We start from the raw sequence: 24,414 nt of genomic DNA on the forward strand, positions 1-24,414 counted from the left end.
GCATCGCGAAGAACACGCCCTGGTTCGCCTGCGAACCCGAGTTCGGCTGCACGTTCGCGGCTTCCGCGCCGAACAGCGCTTTCACGCGGTCGATCGCCAGCTGCTCGACCACGTCGACGTATTCACAGCCGCCGTAGTAGCGCTTGCCCGGATACCCTTCCGCGTACTTGTTGGTGAGCTGCGAGCCCTGCGCGGCCATCACGGCCGGGCTCGTGTAGTTTTCCGACGCGATCAGCTCGATGTGGTCTTCCTGGCGGCGGTTCTCGTCCTGAATGGCAGTCCAGAGTTCCGGATCGACATTGGCGACGGTGCTGGTAGTGCGATTGAACATGATGATTGATCAAAAGAAAGTGATGGATTGATCCTGGTATGCCGGACTTGCCCGGACCCGCGAAGCCGAGCGCCGGAACGGCGTTCGATGACGTCGACAACCATGCCGCCCCGCGATGCCGGCTGAACGGTTACTCGTCATTGCCATTCCAGCAGACGCAAATTCGTTCAGATAGAAGGATTGCGACAATCCGCTAGGACACATCGCGCGGCGGCCCGGCCAAAAAAAATCGAAGGTCCGCATCGCTGCGGAACCTTCGACCGAACCTGCCGTTCCTGGAGAGGTCGTGCCTGCCCTTCGGCTTCTTGCGAATATGGGGCCTAAACAGCGGAGAAACAGTTGTCGACGAAGAGCTGGGTGCCGCTGACGAAGCTCGATTCGTCCGACGCGAGGAACAGCGCGGCCGCGGCCACTTCCGACGGCTCGCACAGCCGGCCTTGCTGCACCGCGATGGCCGCTTCGGTCGCGTCCACGCCCATCGCCTGCAAATCCTTCAGTTCGCGCATCCCGTGCGGCGTGCGGATGAACCCCGGCGCCAGCGCATTGCAGCGGATACCGCGGTCGCGGTATTCGACCGCGATCGCTCGCGCGAACATGTGGCATGCGCCCTTGGTCGCGTCGTACAGCACTTCGCCCGGCGTCGCGCAGACGGCCGAGATCGACGACGTGCAGACGATGCTGCCGCGCCCCTTTTCGAGCATCTGCGGCAGTACCGCCTTCGTCATCAGGAACATGCTCTTCACGTTCACGCCCATCAGCCAGTCCCATTCCGACTCCTCGATGTCGAGGAACGGCTTGACGATCAGCGTGCCCGCATGATTGAACAGGATGTCGGCATTGCCGTAGTGCTTGCGCGCCGCATCGACCGCCTGCTGCACGTCCGACTGCTTCGACACGTCGGCGCCGAGGCCGATGGCCTGCAAGCCGGCATCGCGCAGCCGCGCCGCGAGCGTTTCGGCGGCGTCGCCGTCGCGGTCGATGATCGCCACCTTCGCGCCCTGCGCGGCGAACAGTTCGGACGCGGCACCACCGCACCCGCCCGCGCCGCCGCTCACGATGGCGACCTTGCCGGCCAGGCGGCCGTCGATCTTGGCATTCATGCGTCGTTCTCCAGTCTGGTTCGTTCGGACCGCTCAGCTGAACAGCGTCCGAAGATGATCGTTGAGGAAATAGCCTTCGGGGTCGACACTGCGGCGCAGTTCGCGGAACGCTTCGGCCTTCGGGAACCAGCGGTCCACGTCGTCGCGGTTCGTGAAGTGAAGCTTGCCCCAGTGCGGACGCGAACCGTAGTCGCGCAGGATGTCGTCGACGTCCTTCAGGAACGGCCAGTAGTCGACGCCGTTCGGGCCGCCCGAGCACGAGATGGTCACGCTGTCCTGGTGGTTGAACGGGCTGATCCACGCCGGATCGCCCTTCGTGAAGCGGTACTCGACCGGGAAGATGCAGTCGCGATGCCTGGTGAGGATCAGGTCGCGCACGCGGCGCAGCGCTTCCTTGCCGTGTTCGGCGGGCACCGCGTACTCGAGTTCGTGGAAATTCGCGACGTAGTCGATCGCATAGACCTCGGCGCTGTACGCGATCTTCTCGTGCTCGCCTGCGTGGAACGTGCGCGAGTCGGTGACGTCCATCACCTTGATTTCGCACACGTCGTAGTCCTTCTTCGAGTTCGACACCTTCGTGGTGTCGGGCAGGCAGTACAGGTGGCGGCTTTCGGACGTCGGGCACCAGAAGAAACCGAAATGCCGATGCCTTGCCGCAAGGTCGTCGTACTTTTCCATCAGCGCCTCGAAGTCCTCGCGCCACACGCGGTCGTGCAGCCAGAACGCGTCGGTCACCTGCAGCGTCAGCTCCGAGACCACGCCGAACATGCCGATATTCACCTGCGTCGCGTGCAGCAGGTCGAGGTCCTGCTGGTCGCCCACTTCCATGATCGAGCCGTCGGGACGGACGATCCGCATCCCGACGACCTGCGACGACAGGTTGCCGAGCGTCGTCCCCGTGCCGTGCGTGCCCGTCGCCAACGCACCGGCAATGGCCTGCGAATCGATGTCGCCCTGGTTGACGAGCGAGAAGCCGATGTCCTTCAGGTGGCGCGTCACCGCGTTGATCCGCGTGCCGGCCTTCACCGTGACGCGCTTTTGCCGTTCGTCGACCGCGACGATGCCCTGGTAGTCCTGCAACGACAGCAGCAGGCCGCTCGTCGCGACAACCGGCGTGAACGAATGTCCCGATCCCGCGCATCGGACGTTCTTGCCCTGGCTGGTCGCGGCATGCACCAGCTCGGCAATCTCCGCCTCGCTGGTCGGCGACGCCATGTGCGCGGCCACGCACGACTGATTGCCTACCCAGTTCCGCCAGAATCCGCCACGTGGAAGCGCCATCAACGTCTCTCCAGAAGTGCGCCGGCCGTCCCGCGCCGGCAGCCGTGTTCGGGTCGGCCGGCAACGAAGCGGGATAGTCCCGGCGCCGGCGCGATGCGTCGTGTTCGTATCAAAGGTATTGCGCCGGCCGGCTTTTCACTATCGGATTTCGGCAAGCGAGGGTTTCCACGGGGAATCGGGCCGCCGGGGCTTTTTTGACCGGCGCGTCGAGCGGATACAATGAATCGATCCGGCCCGCCCCCTCCCGACTCCGATGACGCCGTCTGCCGATCCGCGCGATTACTCTGGCGCCCCGTCGTTCGCACGCACGGTGGCGTTCTGCGCGTTCACCGACGTGGAGGAACAGGCGCGGATCTTCGACGGCTGGGATCTCAACTACACGCAGATCTCGGGCGGCCCGTTTCATGGCTCGTCATCCATCGTGTCGCTCGGCGGCATCCGGCTGCTGGTCGAGGATCTCGACAAGGTGATCCTGCAGCAGGGCGCGGTGCCGTCGGACCGCATCGCGGTGGCCGTGCCGCTGGAGCTCGAAGGCCATGCGCGGATGTGCGGCGAGAAGAGCGGCCGCGACAGCCTGCATGTGTTCTCGAGCCAGCCGGTGTTCGAGTTCTATTCACCTGACAGGCACGTGCTCGTGAACGTCGAGATCGAGCCCGACAAGCTGTCGACCGAGGCGCTGCGCACGCTCGCCGCGTCGCTGCGGGCCCGCACCTTCGCGCCGCTGATCCCGATGACGGCCCAGGTCGCGGACCGCCTGCGCGACCTGCTGCGCCACACGATGGCCGCGGCCGCGAAAAGCACGCCGATCGGGGACGTGACGACGCAGGCGCGGATCGAACTGCTCGAGCGGACCGTGCTGTATGCGATTTCCGAAGCCATGACGGTGCCCGCGCCGGACGTGGATGCACTCGCGTCGCGTTCGACGAAGTACTGGTCACTCGTCAACGCGGTGCAGGAGCGGCTGCAGGATGCGTCGACGTGCCCGCTGTCGATCGCCGAACTGTGCGTGCAGCTCGGCATCAGCCGGCGTACCGCTCAATATGCGTTCAACGACACGCTCAATCTCAATCCGATCGCGTACCTGCGCGCCGTCCGGCTGAATCACGTTCGGCGCGAGCTGCGGCTGGGCGGGTCGGTGACGTCCGCTGCGACGAAGTGGGGATTCTGGCACCTGAGCAGTTTCGCGCAGGACTACCGGACGATGTTCGGCGAGTTGCCGTCGGCGACGGCGAGGCGCTACGCACACCGGGAAAGCTGAACGTCGACCGTGCGCGATGCGATGCTATTCAGATGTGCGGTGGAATTAGTTGCCCGAGAAACCACAGGGCGCGCCGCACGGCATTGACGCGTAATACACGGGTGTTCGCAATGAAGAAGCGCTCAATCGCGCCGCGCATTCCGGATCGCCTTGCAGCGATCGCGAATCGGGCACGTGATGCGTGGGGGAAGGGGAAAATCGCGTGAGCGAGCGGCAGCGCCACCACTCACGCGACGACGTGCGGCAGCGCCGCACGCCGTGCTTCAAACGCTCGACCGGCGCTCAGCGCCCGCCGCCCGGCAGCGCGATATCGATCAGCACCGGATCGTGATCCGACGAGCGATACGCATCCGGCGCGTAGAAGGTCTTCTGCTGCTCGGCCGACTTGTACGCGAGCGTGTACTGCAGCGCGAGCGGCTCGTCCGCATTGATGTGCCATTCGTGCACGGCCTTCACGTGCGATGCAAGCGGCAGCGACGCGAGTGCGTGATCGAGATAGCCGGCTTCGCCGTTGTACACGTAGCTGTACGCGTTGGCGCCGATCCAGCGCGACACCAGGTTGCGGTAGCCGCGCGATTCGAGCAGGCGGATCGGGTCTTCATGCGTGTAGCTGTTGAAGTCGCCGATCAGCAGCGTGCCCTGCCCCGCGACACCCGTCGGCGTGCCGGCGAGCCAGTCGGCCAGCTTCGCGGCCGCGCGCGTGCGCGTCGGGTTCCAGCAGCCCTGGCCATCGCCCTGGTCGAGGTCGTCGTTCGCCGCGTCCGGGCAGTTCTTCGACTTCAGGTGATTGACCGCGATCGTCAGCGCCTGCTTGTTGCCGCCGACACGCCGGAACGACTGCGCGAGCGGCTGGCGGTTCTTGTCGTCGATCGCGAGCGTCGACGCACGGCCGACGGGTTCGACCTTGCGGCTGTCGTAGATCATCGCGACCGTGATCGCGTCGCCGCCGAGGCGCGACGTGCCCGGATCGACGACGCGCCAGCTGCCGCCGAGCTTCGCCGCGAGCTGGTGCACCGCGCTCAGTTCGCCGTAGCCGTTGTTCTGGATTTCCATCAGGCCGATCACGTCGGCATCGAGCGCCTTCAGCGCGCTGACGATCTTCGCTTCCTGACGCTGGAACTCCTGGTAGTTCTTCGCACCGCGGTTGTTCGGATCGTCGAAGCCGCCGCCGAGACCGTTGCCGTTGAAGTAGTTGAGGACGTTGAACGACGCGACGCGCAGGTTCGATTTCGGATCGCGCGCCGGTGCATGGGTGCGCGGGTTCGAGCGCGTGTCGAACGCCGGCGCGGCCGCGCCGGGCAGCGGCTGCACGCGCCATGCGCCGTAGCGCACCTCGAGCACGCCTTCGACGTCGCGCACGGTGTAGCCCGAGCGCAGCGTGTTCGCGGCCGACAGTTCCGGCGCCGGATACGGCACGGTCGCCGGATTCTGCTTGTTCGAGCCGTCGTCGAGGACCAGCCGGTTGCGTGCGTTCGCATCGATCTGCGTCTGCGCCTGCGACGGCGGCACCACGCTCGTCGGCGTGCGCAGTCGGCCGTTGCTCAGCATCACGCTGCCGTAGCGGCCGAGCTCGTAGTTGTCGGTGACGGTCAGCGTCTGCGGCAGGCGCACCCGCATCCCTTCATAAGCGGCGAACGCATTCGGGTTCTCGACCGGCAGCGAGAGCGTTGCCGGCGTGACCGCCTGGCCGTTCGCGCACACCGCGATCGCGCCCGACAGCGTGAGCTGCGTCTGCCCGTACTTCTCCTCGACCTTGCCCGTCACGTGCACGAGATCGCCGGCCTTCGCGCGCGCTTTCGGCGCATAGACGAACAGGCCTTCGGACACGCCCGGCTGGTTGCGGCGCTGCGCGTCGGCCTGCTGGACGAAGAAGCCGCCGAAGCCGTCCGTGCCGCCGAACTCGGCCGTCACGACCGCTTCGATCGACACGTTCTGGCCTGCGAGCGGCGACGGCGCGCCCGGCCCCTGGATGTCGGCGATCGGCGTCGTGCTGCCGCCGCAGCTCGGGCTGACGGGGGCGGCCGTGGCGGCCAGGACGGGCGCGGCAAGCGTGGGCAGCAGCAATAGCGGGGCAAACAGGCGGATTGTCGAGCGCATGACGGGGAATCCCGGTTGTGAGGGTGGCGAAAGCTTAGCGGCGCTTGGTGACAGTTTTTGGTAATCGCGAGACAGGCAAATGTAATTTTCTGTCTCGCTCCGCCGTTGCGACCGGCCGCGCGCTCGCGGCCGGAAAGCGGGAAATCGCCCGACAAGTGCCGCCCCTGTTCCGACGATTTCCCGATGCCGGCTTCACCCGCCGGCCGCGGTGCTAAACCGTCCCCGGCAACGCGCTCGACACGAGCAACGCCGCCACCATCAGCACGCCGGCGAGCACGACCGCCTCGATCCGCAGCACCGCGCCGAACCGGCGCAATGCGACGACCGGGACCGCAACCGCCGGATCCTTCAGCGCGGCCATCAGCTTCGGCATCCCGAAGAACCGGTTGTGTCCGCCGAGCGCCGCCGCGATCAGCACGAGGGCGAGCTTGAGCAGCAGGATCTGTCCGTACGTCGACGTGAAGAGGTTGTTCGGCGTATCGACACCGCGCCACCCGTTGTACGCGCCGGTCGCAAACAGCATGGCCAGTGCAACCGTCGACGTATCGGAAAGTGCCTGCACGAACGACGCGCCGGTCATGCGCTCGCTCGCGGGCATCCCGGCGAATCGCGACATCACGCCGAATGCCGTCACGAACACGAGTCCGACCCACGCGCTGATCGCCAGCAGATGCAGCCAGTCGACCCACACCGGCACGCTGAACAGCCCCGCATCGACCGGATGCCCGCCGTTGCTGCGCGCCAGCGCGACGCCCGCGAGCGCGGCCCACAGCACGAACGGAAAGCGCGTATCGGTCGCGCGCCGCAGGAACGACAGCAGCACGACGACGGCCATGAACACGGCGCCGGCCAGCCACGCATGACCGAACCCGGTGCCGGCCAGCATCGAGCGAACGGCCGGCCCCGCGTCGAGCAGCGCCACTTCGCTCATCAACGCGCAATGCGCCCAGAACGCCGTGATGCTCGCGAGCAGCGACACGACAGACGCAGCGCGCAGCGTCGCGACGAGCCGCCGCGCGAGGTCGCGCTGCCACGCCGACACGCCGCGTGCGAGCCAGTGGCTGCCCAGCAGCGCGCCGACGACGACGGCGAACCCGGCGTTCTGGATCGCCACCGCCGCCAGCCGCAGCATGCCGACGAAGCCCTCGTTCACCCTTTCACCTTGAACGTGTAGGTGCCCTTGGTGCGATGCGCGTCGGCCGTCATCGCCGCCCATTGCACGGTGTACGCGCCCGGCGCGAGCGTCGGCAGCGCGACGGTCATCACGCGCGGCGTCGCCGGATCGACTTTCGCCTTGTCGTGCGCGACGGGCTTGCCGTTCGCGTCCGACACCTTCACCGAACTGAACGTCGGTTCGAGATCTTCGTTGAACGCAAGCCGCAACGTGTCGGGAGCGGTGTCGACCGTGCTGCCGGTCGCGGGCGTCGCGCTTTCCAGCTTGCCGTGCGCCGAGGCCGCAACCGGCGCGGCGGCGATCAGCGCGCCGGCCGCGACGAAGCCGGCAAGCCGCCTGAGTGTCGTGATCGTCGTATGCATGTTCATACCCACCCTCACGGCTTGCGCAGTTCGACGACGGTCAATGCACCGCCCACGTCCTCGGCGACGAAATCGATCTTGTCGCCGGCCTTGACCTGCGACACCATCGCCGGATCCTTGACCTTGAACACCATCGTCATCGCATCCATCCCGAGGTTCTCCAGCGGGCCGTGCTTGATCGTCAGCTTGCCAGCGGCCGTGTCGACCTTGCGGATCTCGCCGTGCGACATCGCGCGTGTCGCGGCGGCGCCCTGCTTCGCGTTGCCGCCCATGTCCATGCCGGCCATGTCGCCGGCCGCGTATGACGCGGCCGAAAACACCAGCGCGCAACCCGTTGCAATCGAAACCAGTTCCTTCTTCATCGTGCCTGCTCCATCCAGAGTGAGTGAAATGAAACCGGCGGCCGCATCGTCACGGCCGCCGCATGCCGCCGCTCAGCCGTCCGGCAATTCGCCGGTGTATTCGTAGGCGACGGTGCCCTTCGGATGCCGGAACCAGCCCGGATCGCGATAGTCGTTGCGGCCGAGCCCCTGCCGCACCTTGCAGACCGTGAACATGCCGCCCATTTCCAGCGGCCCGAACGGGCCGGTGCCCGTCATCATCGGCAGCGTGTTGTCGGGCAGCGGCATCTCCATGCCGCCCATCGCGCCGCCGGTGCTGCCCATCGCCATGTAGTCGGGCACGAGCTTGCCGATGCGCTTCGCGAGATCCTTCTGCGGCACGCCGATCAGGTTCGGCACCTGGTGGCCCATCGCATTCATCGTGTGATGCGACTTGTGGCAATGGAACGCCCAGTCGCCGGGGCGATCGGCGGTGAACTCGATCGCGCGCATCTGGCCGACCGCGACGTCGGCCGTCACCTCCGGCCAGCGCGCCGCCGGCGGAATCCAGCCGCCGTCCGTGCCGGCAACCTCGAAGCTGTAGCCGTGCAGGTGGATCGGATGGTTCGTCATCGTCAGGTTGCCGAAACGAATCCGCACGCGGTCGCCCGCCCGCACCGGCAGCGGGTCGATGCCCGGGAACACGCGCGAGTTGAACGTCCACATGTTGAAGTCCGTCATCTCGTTCACGCGCGGCGTGTAGCTGCCCGGATCGATGTCGTACGCGGCGAGCAGGAACACGAAGTCGCGATCGACCGGCATCGTCGCGCGATCCTTCGGGTGCACGATGAACATGCCCATCATCCCCATCGCCATCTGCACCATCTCGTCGGCATGCGGGTGATACATGAACGTGCCGTGCGCCTCCAGCTGGAACTCGTAGACGAAGGTCTTGCCGGGCGGGATATGCGGCTGCGTGAGACCGCCGACGCCGTCCATCCCGTTGGGCAGCCGCAGCCCGTGCCAGTGGATCGTCGTGTGCTCGGGCAGCCGGTTCGTCACGAAGATGCGGACCTTGTCGCCTTCGACGGCCTCGATCGTCGGGCCCGGCGACTGGCCGTTGTAGCCCCACAGGTTCGCGTTCATCCCGGGCGCCATCTCGCGCACGACCGGCTCGGCCGTCAGGTGGAACTCCTTCCAGCCGTTCTTCATCCGCCACGGCAGCGTCCAGCCGTTCAGCGTCGCGACGGGCGTGTACGGGCGGCCGTTGGGCGGCACAAGCGGCGGCTGCGTGCCGGCTTTCGCCATCGTGGGCGCTTCGGGCAGCGACGCGGCGCCGGCCTTGCTGACCATCGCCGCACCGAGCAGCGCGGCGCCCGAGCCGCTGAGAAATTGTCGACGGGACACCATGTCAATGACCTTCCGGATGCGTTGCGGGCGCCGGTTGCGCCACGGGTGAGGAAGCCGGCTGCGGCGCAGCGTCGGTCGTGGATGCGGCGGGAGCGTCCGTGCGTTGCGCTGGCTGCGCTGGCTGCGCTGGCTGCGTCGGCTGCGTCGGCTGCGTCGGCTGCGTCGGCTGCGTTGGCTGCGTTGGCTGCGTTGGCTGCGTTGGCTGCGTTGGCTGCGTTGGCTGCGTTGGCTGCGTTGGCTGCGTCGGCTGCTGCTGCGTCGGCTGCTGCTGCGTCGGCTGCTGCTGCGTTGGTTGCATTGCCTGCACGGTCGGCAGCCGGCCGCCGACAGCCGCCTGCAGATCGGTTTCGGCGAGCCAGTAGTCCTTCAGCGCATCGATGTAGCCGTTGACCGCGCCGACCTGTTCGCGTGCATCGGCCAGCAGCTCGAACACGCTCGAGAGCATCCCGTTGTAGCGCAGCAGCAGCTCGTCCGAGATCGTCTTGCGCAGCGGCACGACTTCGTCGCGATAGTGTTTCGCGACGTCGTAGCTCATCGTGTATGCCGCATACGATTCGCGCACGTCCGAGCGCGCGTCGATGGCCGTCTGCGCGAGCCGGTTCGCCGACTGCATGTAGACGGCCTCGGCCCGCGCGACCTTCGCGCCGCCCCAGTCGAACAGCGGAATCTCGACGCTGATCTCGTAGCCGTGCTCGTGACCCTTGCCGGTCTCGTAGTTGTTCACGTAGCCGAGATCGACCGCGTTGACGAAGCGCGTCGCCTTGCTGAGTCCGAGCGACGACGCGACACCCTGCGTCTGCAGCTTCGCGGCCTGGATATCGAGGCGGTTGCGCATTGCGTAGCGTTCGAGATCGGGCAGATCGGGGCGCGCCTTCGGCAGGTCGGGCAGGCGCTCGGGCAGCGTGTACCGCGTGCGCTCGCCCCACAGTCCCATCGCACGCGTGAGCTTCTCGCGCGCGGCCACGGCCTGTTGCTGCGCCTTCGCCTGCTGTGCGACCGCGTCCGCATGGAACGCCTGTTCGCGTGCGTAGTCGAGCCGGCTGAAGTTGCCGGCCTGCCGCATCCGCAACGCGAGTTCGGCGGCCGCGCTCGCGGCGTCGCGCACCTGTTGCGCATAGTTCGCGGCCTGCTCGGCGGCCACGGCTTCGACATACGCACGACGCGCGTCGGCCGCGACCTTCAGCATCGCGTCGGCCGTCTCCAGCTTGGTCTGCTCGAAGCGGCGGCGTTCGATGTTCGTCGCGAGCGGCAGCGTCAGCAGCGCGAACACGTTGGCCGAGAACGTGCGGCCGAGGCTCAGCTCGCCGTCGCCGGCCCGCGTGCGGCTGAACGAGAAGCGCGGGTTCGGCAATCGGCCGGCCTGCACGAGGTCGGCCTCCGACAGCCCGAGTTCGGCATACGACGCTTGCAGTCCGCGGTTGTTCAGCAGCGCGAGCTGCACCGCGTCGTCCATCGACAGCGGTTTCGCGAGCAATTCCTTCGTCCGCTTGTCGACGGCTTCGCGGTCGGCGTCGGTCCTGACGATGACGGCGTCCTTCCCGATGCGCTCGGATGCGGTGGACGACACGGCATCGAAGCCGCCGTCCTTCGAGAACGTCGTGCAGCCGGCGAGGAAGGCCAGCGCGAACACGGTCGCGCCGAATCGCGGTGAAATCGCAAATCTCGTCATTGCGCGGCCCCTCCGTGCATCGAATGGGCGGCGCCGGCCGCCGGGTTTCCGGGCTTTGCGTGTCCGGTCGTCTGCCCCTTCGCGGGCCGCTCCATCACGTCCCGGTTCAGTTGCTTCCAGCCCGGGCCTGCGTCGTCGCGATACGGCACGTAGCCGTCGAACGCGGACGTCACGGCGACGTCCGGCACCGACGCGGCTGCATCGGCCGGATCGGGAAAGGCGGTTTGCGCGGGCGCGAGCGACGGCACGAGGGCCGCCGCGCCAAGCAGCGCCGCAATGATCAATCGCATGGATGTTTCTCGTCGTGAGTCGTGCGGCGGACGTCGAATGACCGTCGGCACGGTTTGCGGATCGCGGCCGGCCGGCCGCGGGCAGGGACTAGACGGGAATCCGGCGCGGCGGCCGGTCGATGCCGCCGGTCAGGAACGACACGACGACGGTCGAAGGCGCGAATGAGACGATCGCGATGCCGATGTCCGACGTAACGGACACCGCGGGCACCTCCGCCATGCCCGTGCCGAAACAGCAGGCGCCGCAGGCGGAACACGACGTTGCGTGCCGTGCGTGGTTGTCGTGCTCATGCTGTTCGCCGTGGGCGCGCTGCATCGCCTGCGACGCAGCCGGGCCATCGGCGCTCGCCCCATCCTCCGCATGCGGCACCGCAGCGACCGCGCCCGCGCACTGCATCGACACGGTCGCGAACGACTGGATCGGCAGACACAGCGCCAGCAGCACGACGAGGATGAATTTGCGCCAGTACGACATGGATGCGGAATCAGGCAGACAATGACCGGATGAACGGGAGCAGCGCCGCGACGGCGCGCTCCGGACACAAGACGGTCGCAGCTTATCGCCGCCGGCGTGACGACGACATGGCCGAAACATGACCGGATTTTCATGAAGCGCGGGCATTGCATCGCATGCGCGCTTCGTGACAATTCCGTCATCCGGCGGTCATCTTTCGCGCACGCGTGGCACCGTAAGCTCACGCGTTACACTGACCGGCTGGAATCACGAACGGCCTGCTCCACCATGCGGATACTGATAGTCGAAGACGAACCCAAGATGGCGTCGTACCTCCGCAAGGGGCTGACGGAGGCGAGCTACACGGTCGACGTGGCCGAGAACGGCCAGGACGGGCTGTTCCTCGCGTTGCACGAGGATTTCGATCTCGTCGTGCTCGACGTGATGCTGCCGGAGCTGGACGGCTTCGAGGTGCTCCGGCGGCTGCGCGCGCAGAAGCAGACGCCGGTGCTGCTGCTCACGGCCCGCGAGGCGATCGAGGACAAGGTCACGGGGCTCGAACTGGGCGCCGACGACTACCTGCTCAAGCCGTTCGCGTATGCGGAGTTCCTCGCCCGCATCCGTTCGCTGCTGCGGCGCGCGCCGCGCAATGCGCGCGACATGCTGCATGTCGCCGATCTCGAGGTGGACCTGATCAAGCGCCGCGTGCGGCGCGCCGACAACCGCATCGACCTGACCGCGCAGGAGTTCGCGCTGCTGCAGCTGCTCGCGGAACGCGAGGGCGAGGTGCTGACGCGCACCTTCATCACGTCGCAGATCTGGGACATGAATTTCGACAGCGACACGAACGTCGTCGATGCGGCGATCAAGCGCCTGCGTGCGAAAATCGACAACGCCTACGAGAAGAAGCTGATCCACACGATACGCGGGATGGGCTACGTGCTCGAGGATCGCGCGTGACCGTCGGCCCCGCACCCTATTCGCTGCTCCGGCGCCTGACGCTCGCGTTCGCGGCCGTCGCCGCGCTCGTGTTCGCGCTGACCGGCGCGTACCTGTATCGCTCGCTGTCCGCCGAGCTGACCCGGCGCGACGACATCGAGATCGCCGGCAAGCTCAACCAGTTCCTGCAGCTCGCGCGAGCGAGCGGCTCGACGGCTGCGTTGCGCGCCGATCCGGCCGTCTTCCACGAAGTGCTGCTGTCGCATCCGGGCGTCTATCTCGGCATCTACGACAGCGCGAACCGCCCGCTCGTCGAACACACCGACGAAGCCGGCAACACGCTCGCCTCGGTCATCGCGCGGCCGCAGCCGGCCGCTGCGGCGGGCGCGGCCGCCCGCCCGTTCACCTGCTCGCCGCCCGGCATCGGCACGTCGCGCTGCGTGCGTGCGCGCGCCGCGCTGCCGTCGGGCGAGACCATCCAGGTCGCGCTGGCGCGTACGGCGACCGATCGCCAGTCGCTGCTGGAAAGCTATCGCGTCGACATCTGGCTCGCGGCCGCCCTCGGCGCGCTGCTGGTCGGCGCGCTTGGCTACGCGGTCGCATCGCGCGGCCTGCGCCCGGTCGAGAGCCTCGGCAGGCAGACGTCGCGCATCGAGGCGCACAACCTGAACGCGCGCCTCGATGCGCGCGGCGGCCCGGTCGAATTGCGCGAGCTCGCCACGTCGGTCAACCGGATGCTCGACCGGCTCGAGCGCGCGTTCGTGCGGCTGTCGCAGTTCTCGTCCGACCTCGCACACGACATGCGCACGCCGCTCGCGAACGTGATCAGCTCGTCGCAGGTCACGCTGTCGCGCGCCCGCACCACCGAGGAATACGAGGCGCTGATCGATTCGAACATCGAGGAATGCGAACGGCTGCAGCGGATGATCGAGAACATGCTGTTTCTTGCGCGCACGGACAATGCGCTGCAGCACCTGAAGACCGTCGAACTCGACGCGGGCAACGAGCTGCGCCGGCTCGCGTCGTATTTCCAGGCGCTGGCCGACGAAGCCGGCGTACACCTCGACGTGCACGGCGAAGCGCCGGTCGTCGCGGACGCGACGCTGTTCCGGCGCGCCGTCAGCAACCTCGCGTCGAACGCGCTCGAACACGCGGAAGCCGGGTCGACGATCGAGCTGGCCGTATCGACGCGGCCCGGTTACGCGGTCGTCGAAGTCACGAACCGCGGCGTCGCGATTCCGCCCGAACAGATCGAGCGGATCTTCGAGCGCTTCTACCGGATCGATTCGTCGCGGCACGGCGCGGCGCGCAACGCCGGGCTCGGGCTCGCGATCGTCAAGTCGATCGTCGAACTGCACCGCGGCAAGATCGAGGTCGCGAGCCGCGACGGACGCACCACGTTCGCGCTGTATTTCCCGGCCGGGGCTTCGTGACACGCGCATGACGCCCGTGCACGCCGGTTGCTTCCCGGCACGGCATGCGCATCCGCTGAAACGCGAGTGCCCCGCCAGAATGAAAGGGCATGACCGCGCAATCTTGCCGAAAGCAGCCGGCTCGGCTAGACTGCCCTTCGTCTTTGGGGAGTAGCCTGCTTTCCTTCCCCGGAAAGCGAACGCGTCAACACACTCGGCCCGCGGCCGTGGCGCGTTCGGCCGAATCGGTCTGGCGAGACCATCGACGCATCGCGTCGGTCCTGGTCGGACGTCGGCAGATGCGTCATGGTTCGTCCACGTCCGACCACGGAGTCCCCATGTTCCTCCTTGCCTCCTCTTCGCGTTTCGCGCGTTCCATGACCGCCCGCATGCCTGCCTGCGGAGGTGCCGCATGACGTTGATGCTCGTCGAACTGGCGTTCATGCTGCTCGTCATCCTGGTCGCCGCCGAACTCTTCACGAATGCGCTCGAACATCTCGGCGAACGGCTGAAGATTTCCGAAGGCGTCACCGGTTCGCTGTTCGCGGCCGTCGGCACCGCGCTGCCCGAAACGATGGTGCCGCTGCTTGCGCTCGCGGGCGGCACGTCGAATGCGGCCGTGAACGAGGAAATCGGCGTCGGCGCGATTCTCGGCGCGCCGCTGATGCTCGCGACGCTGACGACCTTCCTGATGACGCTCGCCGTGATCCGCTCGCGCGGCCTGACCGGCACGATCACGCCCGAGCGGACCGGCTTCGTGCGCGACCTGAACTACTTCATCGCCGCGTTCGCGCTCGCCACCGTCGCGATGTTCGTCCCGCATCACGTGTGGGCCATCCGCGCGCTGCTCGCCGTGATGCTGGTCGGGATCTACGTGACGTATGTCGTGATGACGTTCCGCGCGTCGACGCAGCTCGTCGACGCCGGGCACGGCACCGAAGCGCCGCACGCGATGTTCCTGTCGCGCGTCGGGCTGCCGACCAACCTCGCGACCATCGCGCTGCAGCTCGCGCTCGGCGTCGCACTGCTCGTCGGCGGTGCAAAGGGCTTCATTCACGGCGTCGAAGGCGTGTCGCACCTGCTCGGCATCTCCGCGCTGCTGCTGTCGCTGATCATCGTGCCGATCGCGACGGAGCTGCCGGAGAAGGTCAACAGCGTGCTGTGGATCCGCCGCGGGAAGGACACGCTCGCGTTCGGCAACATCACCGGCGCGATGGTGTTCCAGGGCACGCTGCTGCCCGCGATCGGCATCATGCTGACGCCGTGGGAGCCGCGCCCCGAAGTGCTGACCGGCGTGGTCATCACGCTCGCGGCGGCGGTCTGGCTGCGCGTCAATGCCCGCGCGCGCGGGCTCGCGATCTGGGCATTGCTCGCGAACGGGGCCGGTTACGTCGGCTATCTGTTCGTTACGCTGACGCGCTGACGCGCTGAAACGCCGCATCGGGTGCGATCGGGCGCGTCGTCCGGCGGACGCACGCACCCGACCGCGGCGCAAGCAGCTGCATCGCGCTTCGCTGCCCGCGCTGCAGGCGGCCTGCGCCGCCCGCATCCCGCGCTTACGACGCCTTCACGAGCTTGACGATCGTCAGCGTGCCGTTGACGTTCTCGACGCGCACCTTCACCTTGTCGCCCGCATGAACCTCGGCGAGCATGGCCGCGTCCTTCGCCTTGAACGCCATCGTCATCGACGGCATCCCGACGTTCTCGAGCGCGCCGTGCTTCAGCGTGATCCTGCCGCTGGCGGCATCGACCTTCTTCACTTCGGCATCGGTCAGCGCCGTGTTCGACTCGGCCGCGCCGCCCGACGACATCTTCATGCCGGACATGTCCATGCCCGACATGTCGCCCGCGGCAAACGCGGGTACGGCGAACGCGCCGGTTGCGAGAACGGCTGCGGCAGTGGCGATCAGTTGATTCATCTTCATGGGGATTCTCCAGTTGGGGTGGACGGCACGTTCATGCCGTGAGGAACTGCATCGGAATGCCGCTGACGGCTCGCGCTTCGCGCACGACGGCGCTGCAGCAGAAGCCACGCGGCGGGAATGACGAACATCGACAGCAGCGGCGCGGTGACCATCCCGCCGACCATCGGCGCGGCGATGCGCTGCATCACTTCGGAGCCGGCGCCGTGTCCGATCATGATCGGCACGAGGCCGGCCAGCACGACGGCGACCGTCATCGCCTTCGGCCGCACGCGCAGCACCGCGCCTTCGCGAATCGCGTCGAGCAGCATCGCATCGGTCAGCGGCGCACCGGCGTCGAGGCGGCGCTGCAGCGCGCCCTTCAGGTACAGCAGCATCACCACGCCGAACTCGGCGGCCACGCCCGCCAGCGCGATGAAGCCCACCGACGTCGCGACCGACACCGCGTGGCCCAACGCCCAGACGAGCCAGAAGCCGCCGACCAGCGCGAACGGCACCGTCGACATCAGCAGCAGCGCATCGGCCGCCGAGCCGAACGTGACGAACAGCAGCACGAAGATCACGACGAGCGTGACCGGCACCACGGTGCGCAGCGTCGCCGCCGCGCGTTCGAGATACTCGAACTGCCCCGACCACGCGATCGAATAGCCGGGCGGCAACGCGACCTGTTGCGCGACCGCCTGCTGCATCGCGCGAACCGCCGTGCGCAGATCGGTGCCGCGCATGTCGACGTACACGTAGCCGGACAGCCGCGCGTTCTCGCTGCGGATCATCGGCGGCCCGTCGGCGATTGCGAGGCGCGCGACGTCGCCGAGGCGGATCTGCGCGCCGCGCGCGGTGACGACCGGCAGTTGCCGCAGGTTCTCGAGCGAATCGCGGATCTCGCGCGGATAGCGGATGTTGATCGGAAAGCGCTCGCGCCCCGCGATCACTTCGCCGACATCCTCGCCGCCCACCGCCGACGACACGACCGACTGGATGTCGGCCACCGACAGCCCGTAGCGCGCGGCCGCGAGGCGGTCGATGTCGACGTCGATGTAGCGGCCGCCGTTCAGCCGCTCCGCGAGCGCGGACGTGACGCCCGGCACGTGCTTCACCGCCGCCTCGACCTGCGTCGCGATCGCGTCGATCCCCGTCAGGTCCGGCCCGGAGATCTTCACGCCGACCGGCGTCTTGATGCCGGTGGACAACATGTCGAGCCGGTTGCGGATCGGCGGCACCCACACGTTCGACAGGCCCGGCACCTTCACCGTGCGATCGAGCTCGTCGACGAGCTTCTCCGGCGTCATCCCCGGCCGCCACGCGCTGCGCGGCTTGAAGCGGATCGTCGTTTCGAACATCTCGAGCGGCGCGGGATCGGTCGCCGTATCCGCGCGCCCCGACTTGCCGAACACGGTGTCGACCTCGGGCACGGTCTTGATCAGGCGGTCGGTCTGCTGCAGCAGTTCGCTCGCCTTGTCGGCCGAGATGCCCGGCAGCGCGGTCGGCATGTACAGCAGGTCGCCTTCGTCGAGCGGCGGCATGAACTCGCCACCGAGCCGCGACAACGGCACGGCCGTCAGCAACAGCGCGACGAGCGCGACGCCGATCGCGAACCACGGGCGCCGCAGCGTCGCTTCGAGCAGCGGCCGGTACAGGCGGATCAGCACGCGGTTGATCGGGTTCGCGTGCTCGGGCGGAATGCGGCCGCGCACGAGATAGCCCATCAGCACGGGCACCAGCGTCACCGACAGCCCGGCCGCGGCGGCGATCGTGTAGGTCTTCGTGAACGCGAGCGGCGCGAACAGCTTGCCCTCCTGCCCTTCCAGCGAAAACACCGGAATGAACGACAGCGTGATGATCAGCAGCGAGAAGAACAGCGCCGGCCCGACCTCCGCGGCCGACGTCGCGACGAGCTCCCAGCGGCGCGCGGCCGTGATCGGCTCGCCGGGATGCGCGTGGCCGTAGGCCTCCAGATGCTTGTGCGCGTTCTCGATCATCACGATCGCCGCGTCGATCATCGCGCCGATCGCGATCGCGATGCCGCCCAGCGACATCAGGTTCGCGTTCACGCCCTGATAGCGCATCACGATGAAGGCAGCCAGCACGCCGAGCGGCAGCGACAGGATCGCGACGAACGCGCTGCGCAGGTGGAACAGGAACACCGCGCAGACGATCCCGACGATCACGAATTCCTCGATCAGCTTGTCCCTGAGGTTGTCCACCGCGCGCTCGATCAATTGCGAGCGGTCGTAGGTCGTGACGATGTCGACGCCGGGCGGCAGCGAGCGCTTCAGGCTGGCGAGCTTCGCCTTCACCGCGTCGATCGTCGTCAGCGCGTTCTTGCCCGAACGCATCACGATGACACCGCCCGTCACCTCGCCCTGCCCGTTCAGCTCCGCGATGCCGCGCCGCATCGCCGGGCCGACCTGGATGCGCGCGACGTCGCCGAGCAGCACCGGCGTGCCCGCGTCGTCGGTGCGCAGCACGACGTGCCGGAAGTCGTCGAGCGTGCGCAGGTAGCCGGACGAACGCACCATGTACTCCGACTCGGCCAGCTCGACGACCGAGCCGCCCGACGCCTGGTTCGCCTTGCCGAGCGCGTCCGCGACCGCCGCCTGCGTGATGCCGTATGCACGCAGCTTGTCCGGATCGAGCACGACCTGGTACTGGCGCACCATCCCGCCGATGCTCGCGACTTCCGACACGTCCGGCACCGCCTTCAGCTCGAACTTCAGGAACCAGTCGTTGAGCGCGCGCAGCTGCCCGAGGTCGTGGCCGCCGGTGCGGTCGACGAGCGCGTACTCGTACACCCAGCCGACGCCGGTCGCATCCGGCCCGAGCGACACGGTCGCGCCGGCGGGCAGGCGGCTCTGCACCTGGCTCAGGTATTCGAGCACGCGCGAACGCGCCCAGTACGGGTCGGTATGGTCGTCGAACAGCACGTAGACGAACGCATCGCCGAACGACGAGTACGCGCGGACGGTTTTCGCGCCCGGCACGCCGAGCAGCGTCGTCGTCAGCGGATAGGTCACCTGGTCCTCGACGATCTGCGGCGCCTTGCCCGGATACGACGCCTTGACGATCACCTGCGTGTCCGACAGGTCGGGCAACGCATCGAGCGGTGTCTGCCTGAGCGAATGGACGCCCCAGGCCGCGATCAGCACGGTGGCGAGCAGCACCAGGAAGCGGTTGTGGACGGACCAGCGAATGATGCGCGCGATCATCGTTCGCCTCCCTGCGGTTCGACCTTCGTCAGCCGATAGCCGTCGTCGCCCTGCGTGAACGCGAAGCGCACCGTCTGGCCCGGCTTCACGTCCGGGAACGCGGTGGCCGACGGCTTGCCGAACGTCATCGTCATCGCGCCCCAGCCGAGTGCGGGTACGGGCTGATGCGAGAACGTGATGTCGTCGGCCGTGACGTTCTCGACCTTGCCGGTGGTCTCATAGCTCGGCGCCGCCGCTTTCGGTGCGGACGCGGCCACCGCCCCGCTCGCGCCGGCGCTGCTGTCCAGCCGCGGCAGCACGGACTTGAGGCTCGCTTCGGAATCGATCAGGAACTGCCCCGATGCGACGACCGTATCGCCTTCGCTCAACCCGCCGAGCACTTCCGTATCGCCGCCGACGTCGTTGCCCACCGTCACCGTCACCGGCTGAAGGCCACCGTCGCCGCGCTTCACGATGACGATCGTGCGCTTGCCGGTCGCGATCACCGCCTCCGACGGCACGAGCAGGCGCGGCACCGCCTTCGGCCCGGCGACGCGCACGCGCATCAGCATGCCGGGCGTCAGCCGCAGCGACGCGTTGTCGATCTCCAGCCGCGCCTGCAGCGTGCGGCTGCTCGTGCTGATGCCCGGCAGGATCTCGCGGATGCGCCCCGTGAAGTGCCGCGACGGATCGCCCGCGAACGTCGCGTCCACCGGCATCCCCGGCTGCACGTTCAACGCCAGTGCCTCGGGAATCTCGACGATCAGCCACAGCGTCGACAGCCCCGAGATCCTGGCCAGCGTCTGCCCCGGCGCGACCATCGCGCCGTCGCGCACGTTCAGCTCGCTGACCACACCGGTTTCCGGCGCGCTCAGCACGACGTGCGTCTGCACGCGGCCGGTGCGATCGAGGCTCGCGACCATGCCGTCCGGAATCGACAGCGCGCGCATGCGCGCACGCGACGCCTCCAGCAGACTGCCATCCATCCCGCCGCGCTTCAGCGCGAGATATTCCTCCTGCGGCGCGAGCCAGTCCGGCACGTACAGCGACGCGATCGGCGCGCCCTTGTCGATGCGCTGCATCGGCGCCCGCGCGTACAGGCGATCGATGTAGCCCGTCACGCGCGACTGCACGACATCCGTGCGCGCTTCATCGAATTGCGTGGTGCCGACCGCATCGAATCCGCCGGCCGTTTCCTGGCGCCGGACGGTCGCGTAGCGGACGCCGAGGTTCTGCTGCAGGCCGGGATCGATCCGGATGCCTGACGTGCCGCCGCCTTCGTCCGCATAGACCGGTTGCAACTGCATGTCCATGAAGGGCGACTTGCCCGGCTTGTCGAAGTGCTGGTTCGGCACCATCGGGTCGTGCCAGTACAGCACCTTGCGTCCGGTCGTCGGGTCGGGCTTGCCGGGCGACGCCGCGGCGGCTTCCGGCGCGACGCTTGCCGCATGGCGTGCGCCCGCGACATAACCCGCGCCGAGCAGCGCCGCGGCGGCGAACGCCGGCAGCGCGGCACGGGCCAGTGTTTGCTTCGTCATGTCGTTCTCCTTCATTGCGCGGCGGCCAGCGTCGCCGGCACGACCTGATATTCGAGCTGCGCCCAGGTCTGCGAGACCTCGCGCCGGAGATCGAGCACCTGCAACTGCGCATCGAGTTGCGCGCGGCGCGCGGCGAACGTGTCCGCGAGCGAGCCCGTGCCGGCGCGGTAGGCGGCGTTCGCCAACTGCACGCGCTGGTCGGCGGCGGGCAGCAGCGCGTCGCCCAGGTTCGCGATGCGCGCGCGGCCGCTCGCGAGCGTCGCGGACTGCATGCGGATATCGGCCTGCACCTGGCGCAGCGTGTCCTCGTACATCAGGCGCGCTTTCGTCGCGAGCGCGGCCTTCTCCGCGACGTCGCGGTTCTGCCGGTTCTTGCGGTTGAGCGGCAACGGAATCGTGACGCCGACGGAAACCATGTTCGAATACGCGCCGCCGCGCTGCTGGTACGCGACTTCCCACGTCCAGTTGGGGCTGCGCTCGCTGTTCGCCACCGCGGTATCGGCTTCGGCGACCGCGATGTCATCCGCCGCGGTGATGAGCGCCGGTTGCGACAGCCGCAATTCATCCGGCGGCAACGACGACACGAACGATTCCGGCGTGGGCGGCGTTCCCGTGACGTCCTCGACGGGCACGGCGGTCCAGCGCGACAACGCGATGCGCGCCGTCTGGTAGACCTGTTGCGCCTTCAGCAGCTGATCGTGCGTCTGCGCAAGCATGGCCCGCGCCTGGACGACGTCGCCCGCGCTCGCCTTCGCGCCGCGATACGACGCCTGGGTCGCTTCGAGTTCGTGATTCATGTGGTCGAGCAGCGCCTGCTGGAGCGCGAGCGCCTGCTTCGCGTAGACGGCGTTCAGCCACGCCGTCGCGGTCTGCTGGCGCACGCTGGCGAGCTGCGCGAGGTAGCCGGCGCGTTCGCGTCCGACCTGCTCGTTCGCGAGCGCCGAGCGCAGGCGCCGCTTGTCGCCGGACACCCATTCCTGCTCGATGCCGATGCGGCGCATCGTCATGAAGTCCTGGCCGATGGTGAAGCGCTGGCCGCCGTTGACGGGCAGGTTGTCGATGCCGGCCTTGAGCATCGGGTCCGGCAACTGGCCGGCCTTCACGGCCGCCTCCGAACTGGCGCGCACCGACGCCTGCGCGGCCTGCATCGACGCGGAATGATCGGTGGCGGACTGCAGCGCGGCGTCCAGCGTGAATGACGGTTGCTGCGCGCGCACCGCGCCCGCAACCAGCAGCGCCGCCCAAAGCACGGGCGCGCGCCGGCGCGCACGCCGCGCGGGCGGCGTGCCGAAATGGAATGACATGGTTTAACCCCAAGGCGGAACCCCATAGGGATTCCACGTCCTGATACAGGACGAACCTCGCCGCGGAGGCGGCGAACCTATCGGATCGGGATCAGTTGAAGCGTGGCGGGCGCCACAACCCGTTCGGGTCGCGGACCGGGACGGACTGCGCGTAGTGGAAGGCGACGGTGCTGGCGAATGCGGCGGGACGGCTGATGCCGGTGCGGCCGGCCGGGTGATAGAGACTGCCGAACTGACACTGGGCCGTCACCTTGCAGGCCATGCCCTTCGCCTTGGCCTTGGCCTTCGTGGTGTCGGTGGGCGATGCCTTCATCGAATCGCAGCCGCTCATGTCGGCGGACATGCTCATGCCCGCGTCCGCTTCCATCGACATCGTGTGCTGCATCGGACATTCACCGGTCAGGCCGCTGGCTGCCAGCCCGCTGATGGGCAGCACCGCGCAAAGCAGCAGCAGGATGAAGGTCCGAAGCCATTTCATGGCGGCGATTATAGCGCGACAGATTGCGGTGTGGCGGGGCGATATGTACGGATTCGTACCGTCTCCGGAGCTGTCCGCACGCGCTAACGGATCAGGCCGTCCGCAGCCAGCACCTGCTGCACGGCCGGCCGCGCCCGAACCCGCTCGTACCACGCACGCAGGTTCGCATGCCGGCTCAGGTCGATGTCCGCGTTGTACACCGAGCGCATCCATTCGGCCTTGCCCCAGCCCGTGAGCGCGAACAAGTACGCATCGGCGATCGTGAACGTGTCGCCCGTCAAATACGTATTGCCGTCGAGTTGCCAGTCGATCCACGCGAACCGGCTGTCGAGCTTCTGCCGTACCGGGTCGACGTATTTCCCCGCCTGCACCGCGTACAGCAGCGGAATGAAGCCCTTGTGAATCTCGGTGCCGAGGAAGTTCAGCCATTCCATCAGCCGGTAGCGGGAGAGCGTGCCGTACGCGGGCGCGAGCCCCGCTTCCGGACGCCGGTCTGCGAGATACTGCGCGATCACCGGCCCTTCGCGCAGCGTCGTGCCGTCGTCGAGTTCGAGCAGCGGCACGTAGCCCAGTTCGTTGACGTCGTAGTAGTCGCGGCCGTCGTCGATTCGATGCTTGCGCGCATCGACCGTGACGATCTGCGCATCGATGTCCGCTTCGCGCAGCACGATGCGGATTGCCTGCGAACAGCTGCCGGGAGCGTGATAGAGCTTCATGCGTTTCCTTGGTTGGTGGGTTCGACTCTCGATTCGCCGCGACGCGGGCGCTAATATCTCGCATCCGCGCAGCGCCGGGAAGACGGCAGACGTTTGTGCCGTAGTCACAAAAAAGTTACCGACCAGGATCAGCAGCATGAAAACGAGTGCGACAGGATGTTCCGTGGAAGAAGCGATGCGCCTGCTCGGCGGCCGCTGGCGGCTGCTGCTCGTGTCGTATCTGCTCGACGGGCCGAAGCGCTTCAGCGACCTGCGCCGCGACATGCCGGGCATCTCGCAGCGGATGCTGACGCTCGATCTGCGCGCGCTCGAGGACGCCGGCTTCGTGCGGCGCACCGTGTATCCGGAAGTGCCGGTGCGCGTCGAATACGATCTGACCGCGGACGGCGACCGGCTCCGGCCCGTCGTGGAGGTCATGCGCGAATTCGGGCTGTGGCTGAAGGCGCGCGATGCGCATTGCGAGGTCGAAGCGGAAACCGCGCCGGCCCGATAACCCCACATCGAGAGAAACATCATGGAACTACACGCTACCGTCGGCGCGGCCACGTCCGATATCGACGACGACGAAAGCTGCGCGAACATCTATTGCCACGACGCGGAGCAGAACTATTGCTTCTCGCTGCTGCGCTTTCCGGAGGAAACGACGATCGAGGTGATGGTGCTCGATCAGCTCACCGCGCACGTGAAGGATCTGACGGTGCGTCTCACGGGCGACACGCTCGACGTCGAGCTCGATGAACGCACCGCCGCGAGGCTCGACGGCAATACGCATTACGTGATCCATCTCGTGCCCGGCGAACACGATCCCGTCGCGCTGCGCGCCGCGCTGAAGGAAATCTTCGATGGCAAGGACGGGTATCGCGACGAGAGCGCAGGCGCGTAGGCCGGCTGGGTGATCGCGTTCATGACGATCGCGTTCTTCGGCAACGGCTTCGCATCGATCACGTGGTCGCTCGTGTCGGGCCTCGCGCCCGCCCGGCTGCTCGGCCTCACGGGCGGCGTGTTCAACCTGATCGGCAACCTGGCCGCGATCGCGACGCCGATCGTGATCGGGTTGCTCGTCGACGGCGCGGACTTCTCGCGCGCGATCACCTACATCGCCGCGATGGCGCTCGCGGGCAGCCTGTCGTACGGGCTGCTGGTCGGCAAGGTCGAACGCATCGACGCGTGAGTG

General features: G+C 67.7%; 22 protein-coding genes, 2 pseudogenes and 1 riboswitch. Of the genes and pseudogenes, 7 read left to right on the forward strand and 17 right to left on the reverse strand.

The window, feature by feature from the left end:
- The 3 genes and pseudogenes from glyA to DIE22_RS25095 form a co-directional block, all read right to left on the reverse strand.
- Positions 1 to 331 (reverse strand): annotated as a pseudogene (gene glyA / locus DIE22_RS25085) (serine hydroxymethyltransferase); the annotation flags it as partial.
- A gap of 320 nt (positions 332 to 651) precedes the next feature.
- Complete coding sequence (locus DIE22_RS25090; RefSeq protein ID WP_124606325.1) at positions 652 to 1,431, reverse strand: SDR family NAD(P)-dependent oxidoreductase; 780 nt, start codon at positions 1,429 to 1,431, stop codon at positions 652 to 654.
- A gap of 33 nt (positions 1,432 to 1,464) precedes the next feature.
- Positions 1,465 to 2,712 carry a D-arabinono-1,4-lactone oxidase gene (locus DIE22_RS25095; protein ID WP_124606326.1) on the reverse strand — a complete coding sequence of 416 codons (1,248 nt, stop codon included), beginning with the start codon at positions 2,710 to 2,712 and terminating at the stop codon, positions 1,465 to 1,467.
- Between the two features lie 253 nt (positions 2,713 to 2,965).
- Between DIE22_RS25095 and DIE22_RS25100 the strand changes: the two genes are divergently transcribed.
- On the forward strand, positions 2,966 to 3,970 hold the full coding sequence (locus DIE22_RS25100) for a helix-turn-helix domain-containing protein (RefSeq protein WP_124606327.1): 1,005 nt from the start codon (positions 2,966 to 2,968) through the stop codon (positions 3,968 to 3,970).
- 282 nt (positions 3,971 to 4,252) lie between these two features.
- Here DIE22_RS25100 and DIE22_RS25105 read toward each other — a convergent pair whose 3' ends face one another.
- The 8 genes from DIE22_RS25105 to DIE22_RS25140 all read right to left on the reverse strand — a co-directional run bounded on the left by DIE22_RS25105 (position 4,253) and on the right by DIE22_RS25140 (position 11,767).
- Positions 4,253 to 6,067, reverse strand: a complete 1,815-nt coding sequence (locus DIE22_RS25105) for an ExeM/NucH family extracellular endonuclease (RefSeq protein WP_124606328.1) — start codon at positions 6,065 to 6,067, stop codon at positions 4,253 to 4,255.
- A gap of 211 nt (positions 6,068 to 6,278) precedes the next feature.
- Positions 6,279 to 7,220 carry a CopD family protein gene (locus tag DIE22_RS25110; RefSeq protein WP_124606329.1) on the reverse strand — a complete coding sequence of 314 codons (942 nt, stop codon included), beginning with the start codon at positions 7,218 to 7,220 and terminating at the stop codon, positions 6,279 to 6,281.
- Entirely contained in the window at positions 7,217 to 7,603 is a 387-nt protein-coding gene (copC, locus tag DIE22_RS25115) for a copper homeostasis periplasmic binding protein CopC (RefSeq protein ID WP_124499932.1), read from the reverse strand. Before copC ends, DIE22_RS25110 begins: the two co-directional genes overlap by 4 nt.
- A 14-nt stretch (positions 7,604 to 7,617) precedes the next feature.
- Positions 7,618 to 7,965, reverse strand: a complete 348-nt coding sequence (locus DIE22_RS25120; protein ID WP_124606330.1) for a copper-binding protein — start codon at positions 7,963 to 7,965, stop codon at positions 7,618 to 7,620.
- 72 nt (positions 7,966 to 8,037) lie between these two features.
- Positions 8,038 to 9,333, reverse strand: a complete 1,296-nt coding sequence (locus DIE22_RS25125; RefSeq protein WP_124499934.1) for a multicopper oxidase family protein — start codon at positions 9,331 to 9,333, stop codon at positions 8,038 to 8,040.
- Position 9,334: 1 nt separating this feature from the next.
- Positions 9,335 to 11,002 (reverse strand): TolC family protein, encoded by a 1,668-nt coding sequence (locus DIE22_RS25130; RefSeq protein WP_124606331.1) that lies wholly within the window; start codon positions 11,000 to 11,002, stop codon positions 9,335 to 9,337.
- Entirely contained in the window at positions 10,999 to 11,292 is a 294-nt protein-coding gene (locus DIE22_RS25135; RefSeq protein ID WP_124499936.1) for a hypothetical protein, read from the reverse strand. The genes DIE22_RS25130 and DIE22_RS25135 overlap by 4 nt, the downstream gene beginning before the upstream one ends.
- 88 nt (positions 11,293 to 11,380) lie before the next feature.
- Positions 11,381 to 11,767, reverse strand: a complete 387-nt coding sequence (locus tag DIE22_RS25140) for a hypothetical protein (RefSeq protein ID WP_124499937.1) — start codon at positions 11,765 to 11,767, stop codon at positions 11,381 to 11,383.
- A 267-nt stretch (positions 11,768 to 12,034) separates the two neighbouring features.
- Between DIE22_RS25140 and DIE22_RS25145 the strand changes: the two genes are divergently transcribed.
- From DIE22_RS25145 to DIE22_RS25155, 3 genes are all read left to right on the forward strand, one after another.
- Complete coding sequence (locus DIE22_RS25145) at positions 12,035 to 12,706, forward strand: heavy metal response regulator transcription factor (protein ID WP_124499938.1); 672 nt, start codon at positions 12,035 to 12,037, stop codon at positions 12,704 to 12,706.
- Positions 12,703 to 14,118, forward strand: a complete 1,416-nt coding sequence (locus DIE22_RS25150) for a heavy metal sensor histidine kinase (protein ID WP_124606332.1) — start codon at positions 12,703 to 12,705, stop codon at positions 14,116 to 14,118. Before DIE22_RS25145 ends, DIE22_RS25150 begins: the two co-directional genes overlap by 4 nt.
- A gap of 133 nt (positions 14,119 to 14,251) precedes the next feature.
- Positions 14,252 to 14,427, forward strand: a riboswitch (yybP-ykoY riboswitch).
- An 82-nt stretch (positions 14,428 to 14,509) separates the two neighbouring features.
- Positions 14,510 to 15,520: a sodium:calcium antiporter gene (locus DIE22_RS25155; protein WP_124606333.1), complete on the forward strand. Its 1,011-nt coding sequence runs from the start codon at positions 14,510 to 14,512 to the stop codon at positions 15,518 to 15,520.
- 133 nt (positions 15,521 to 15,653) lie between these two features.
- Here DIE22_RS25155 and DIE22_RS25160 read toward each other — a convergent pair whose 3' ends face one another.
- The 6 genes from DIE22_RS25160 to gstA all read right to left on the reverse strand — a co-directional run bounded on the left by DIE22_RS25160 (position 15,654) and on the right by gstA (position 23,240).
- Positions 15,654 to 16,022, reverse strand: coding sequence for a copper-binding protein (locus tag DIE22_RS25160; RefSeq protein ID WP_124499941.1), 369 nt, complete (start codon positions 16,020 to 16,022; stop codon positions 15,654 to 15,656).
- Complete coding sequence (locus DIE22_RS25165; protein ID WP_124499942.1) at positions 16,019 to 19,225, reverse strand: efflux RND transporter permease subunit; 3,207 nt, start codon at positions 19,223 to 19,225, stop codon at positions 16,019 to 16,021. Before DIE22_RS25165 ends, DIE22_RS25160 begins: the two co-directional genes overlap by 4 nt.
- Positions 19,222 to 20,742 carry an efflux RND transporter periplasmic adaptor subunit gene (locus DIE22_RS25170; protein WP_124606334.1) on the reverse strand — a complete coding sequence of 507 codons (1,521 nt, stop codon included), beginning with the start codon at positions 20,740 to 20,742 and terminating at the stop codon, positions 19,222 to 19,224. The genes DIE22_RS25165 and DIE22_RS25170 overlap by 4 nt, the downstream gene beginning before the upstream one ends.
- A gap of 11 nt (positions 20,743 to 20,753) precedes the next feature.
- A complete protein-coding gene (locus DIE22_RS25175) occupies positions 20,754 to 22,046 on the reverse strand; it encodes a TolC family protein (RefSeq protein ID WP_124606335.1) in 1,293 nt (430 codons plus the stop codon).
- 91 nt (positions 22,047 to 22,137) lie between these two features.
- The gene (locus DIE22_RS25180; RefSeq protein WP_124499945.1) at positions 22,138 to 22,524 is read right to left on the reverse strand and encodes a hypothetical protein; all 387 of its coding nucleotides are present in this window, start codon (positions 22,522 to 22,524) and stop codon (positions 22,138 to 22,140) included.
- An 83-nt stretch (positions 22,525 to 22,607) separates the two neighbouring features.
- A complete protein-coding gene (gene gstA, locus DIE22_RS25185; protein WP_124499946.1) occupies positions 22,608 to 23,240 on the reverse strand; it encodes a glutathione transferase GstA in 633 nt (210 codons plus the stop codon).
- Between the two features lie 136 nt (positions 23,241 to 23,376).
- Here gstA and DIE22_RS25190 point away from each other — a divergent pair, with 136 nt between their 5' ends.
- The 3 genes and pseudogenes from DIE22_RS25190 to DIE22_RS25200 form a co-directional block, all read left to right on the forward strand.
- Positions 23,377 to 23,733 carry a helix-turn-helix domain-containing protein gene (locus DIE22_RS25190; protein WP_124499947.1) on the forward strand — a complete coding sequence of 119 codons (357 nt, stop codon included), beginning with the start codon at positions 23,377 to 23,379 and terminating at the stop codon, positions 23,731 to 23,733.
- Positions 23,734 to 23,754: 21 nt separating this feature from the next.
- Positions 23,755 to 24,123, forward strand: coding sequence for a hypothetical protein (locus tag DIE22_RS25195; RefSeq protein ID WP_124606336.1), 369 nt, complete (start codon positions 23,755 to 23,757; stop codon positions 24,121 to 24,123).
- A gap of 3 nt (positions 24,124 to 24,126) precedes the next feature.
- Positions 24,127 to 24,411: pseudogene (locus DIE22_RS25200) on the forward strand (MFS transporter); the annotation flags it as partial.
- Positions 24,412 to 24,414: the final 3 nt, after the last annotated feature.

This window comes from Burkholderia sp. Bp9142 (assembly GCF_003853415.1).
In the GTDB taxonomy this organism is placed as follows: domain Bacteria; phylum Pseudomonadota; class Gammaproteobacteria; order Burkholderiales; family Burkholderiaceae; genus Burkholderia.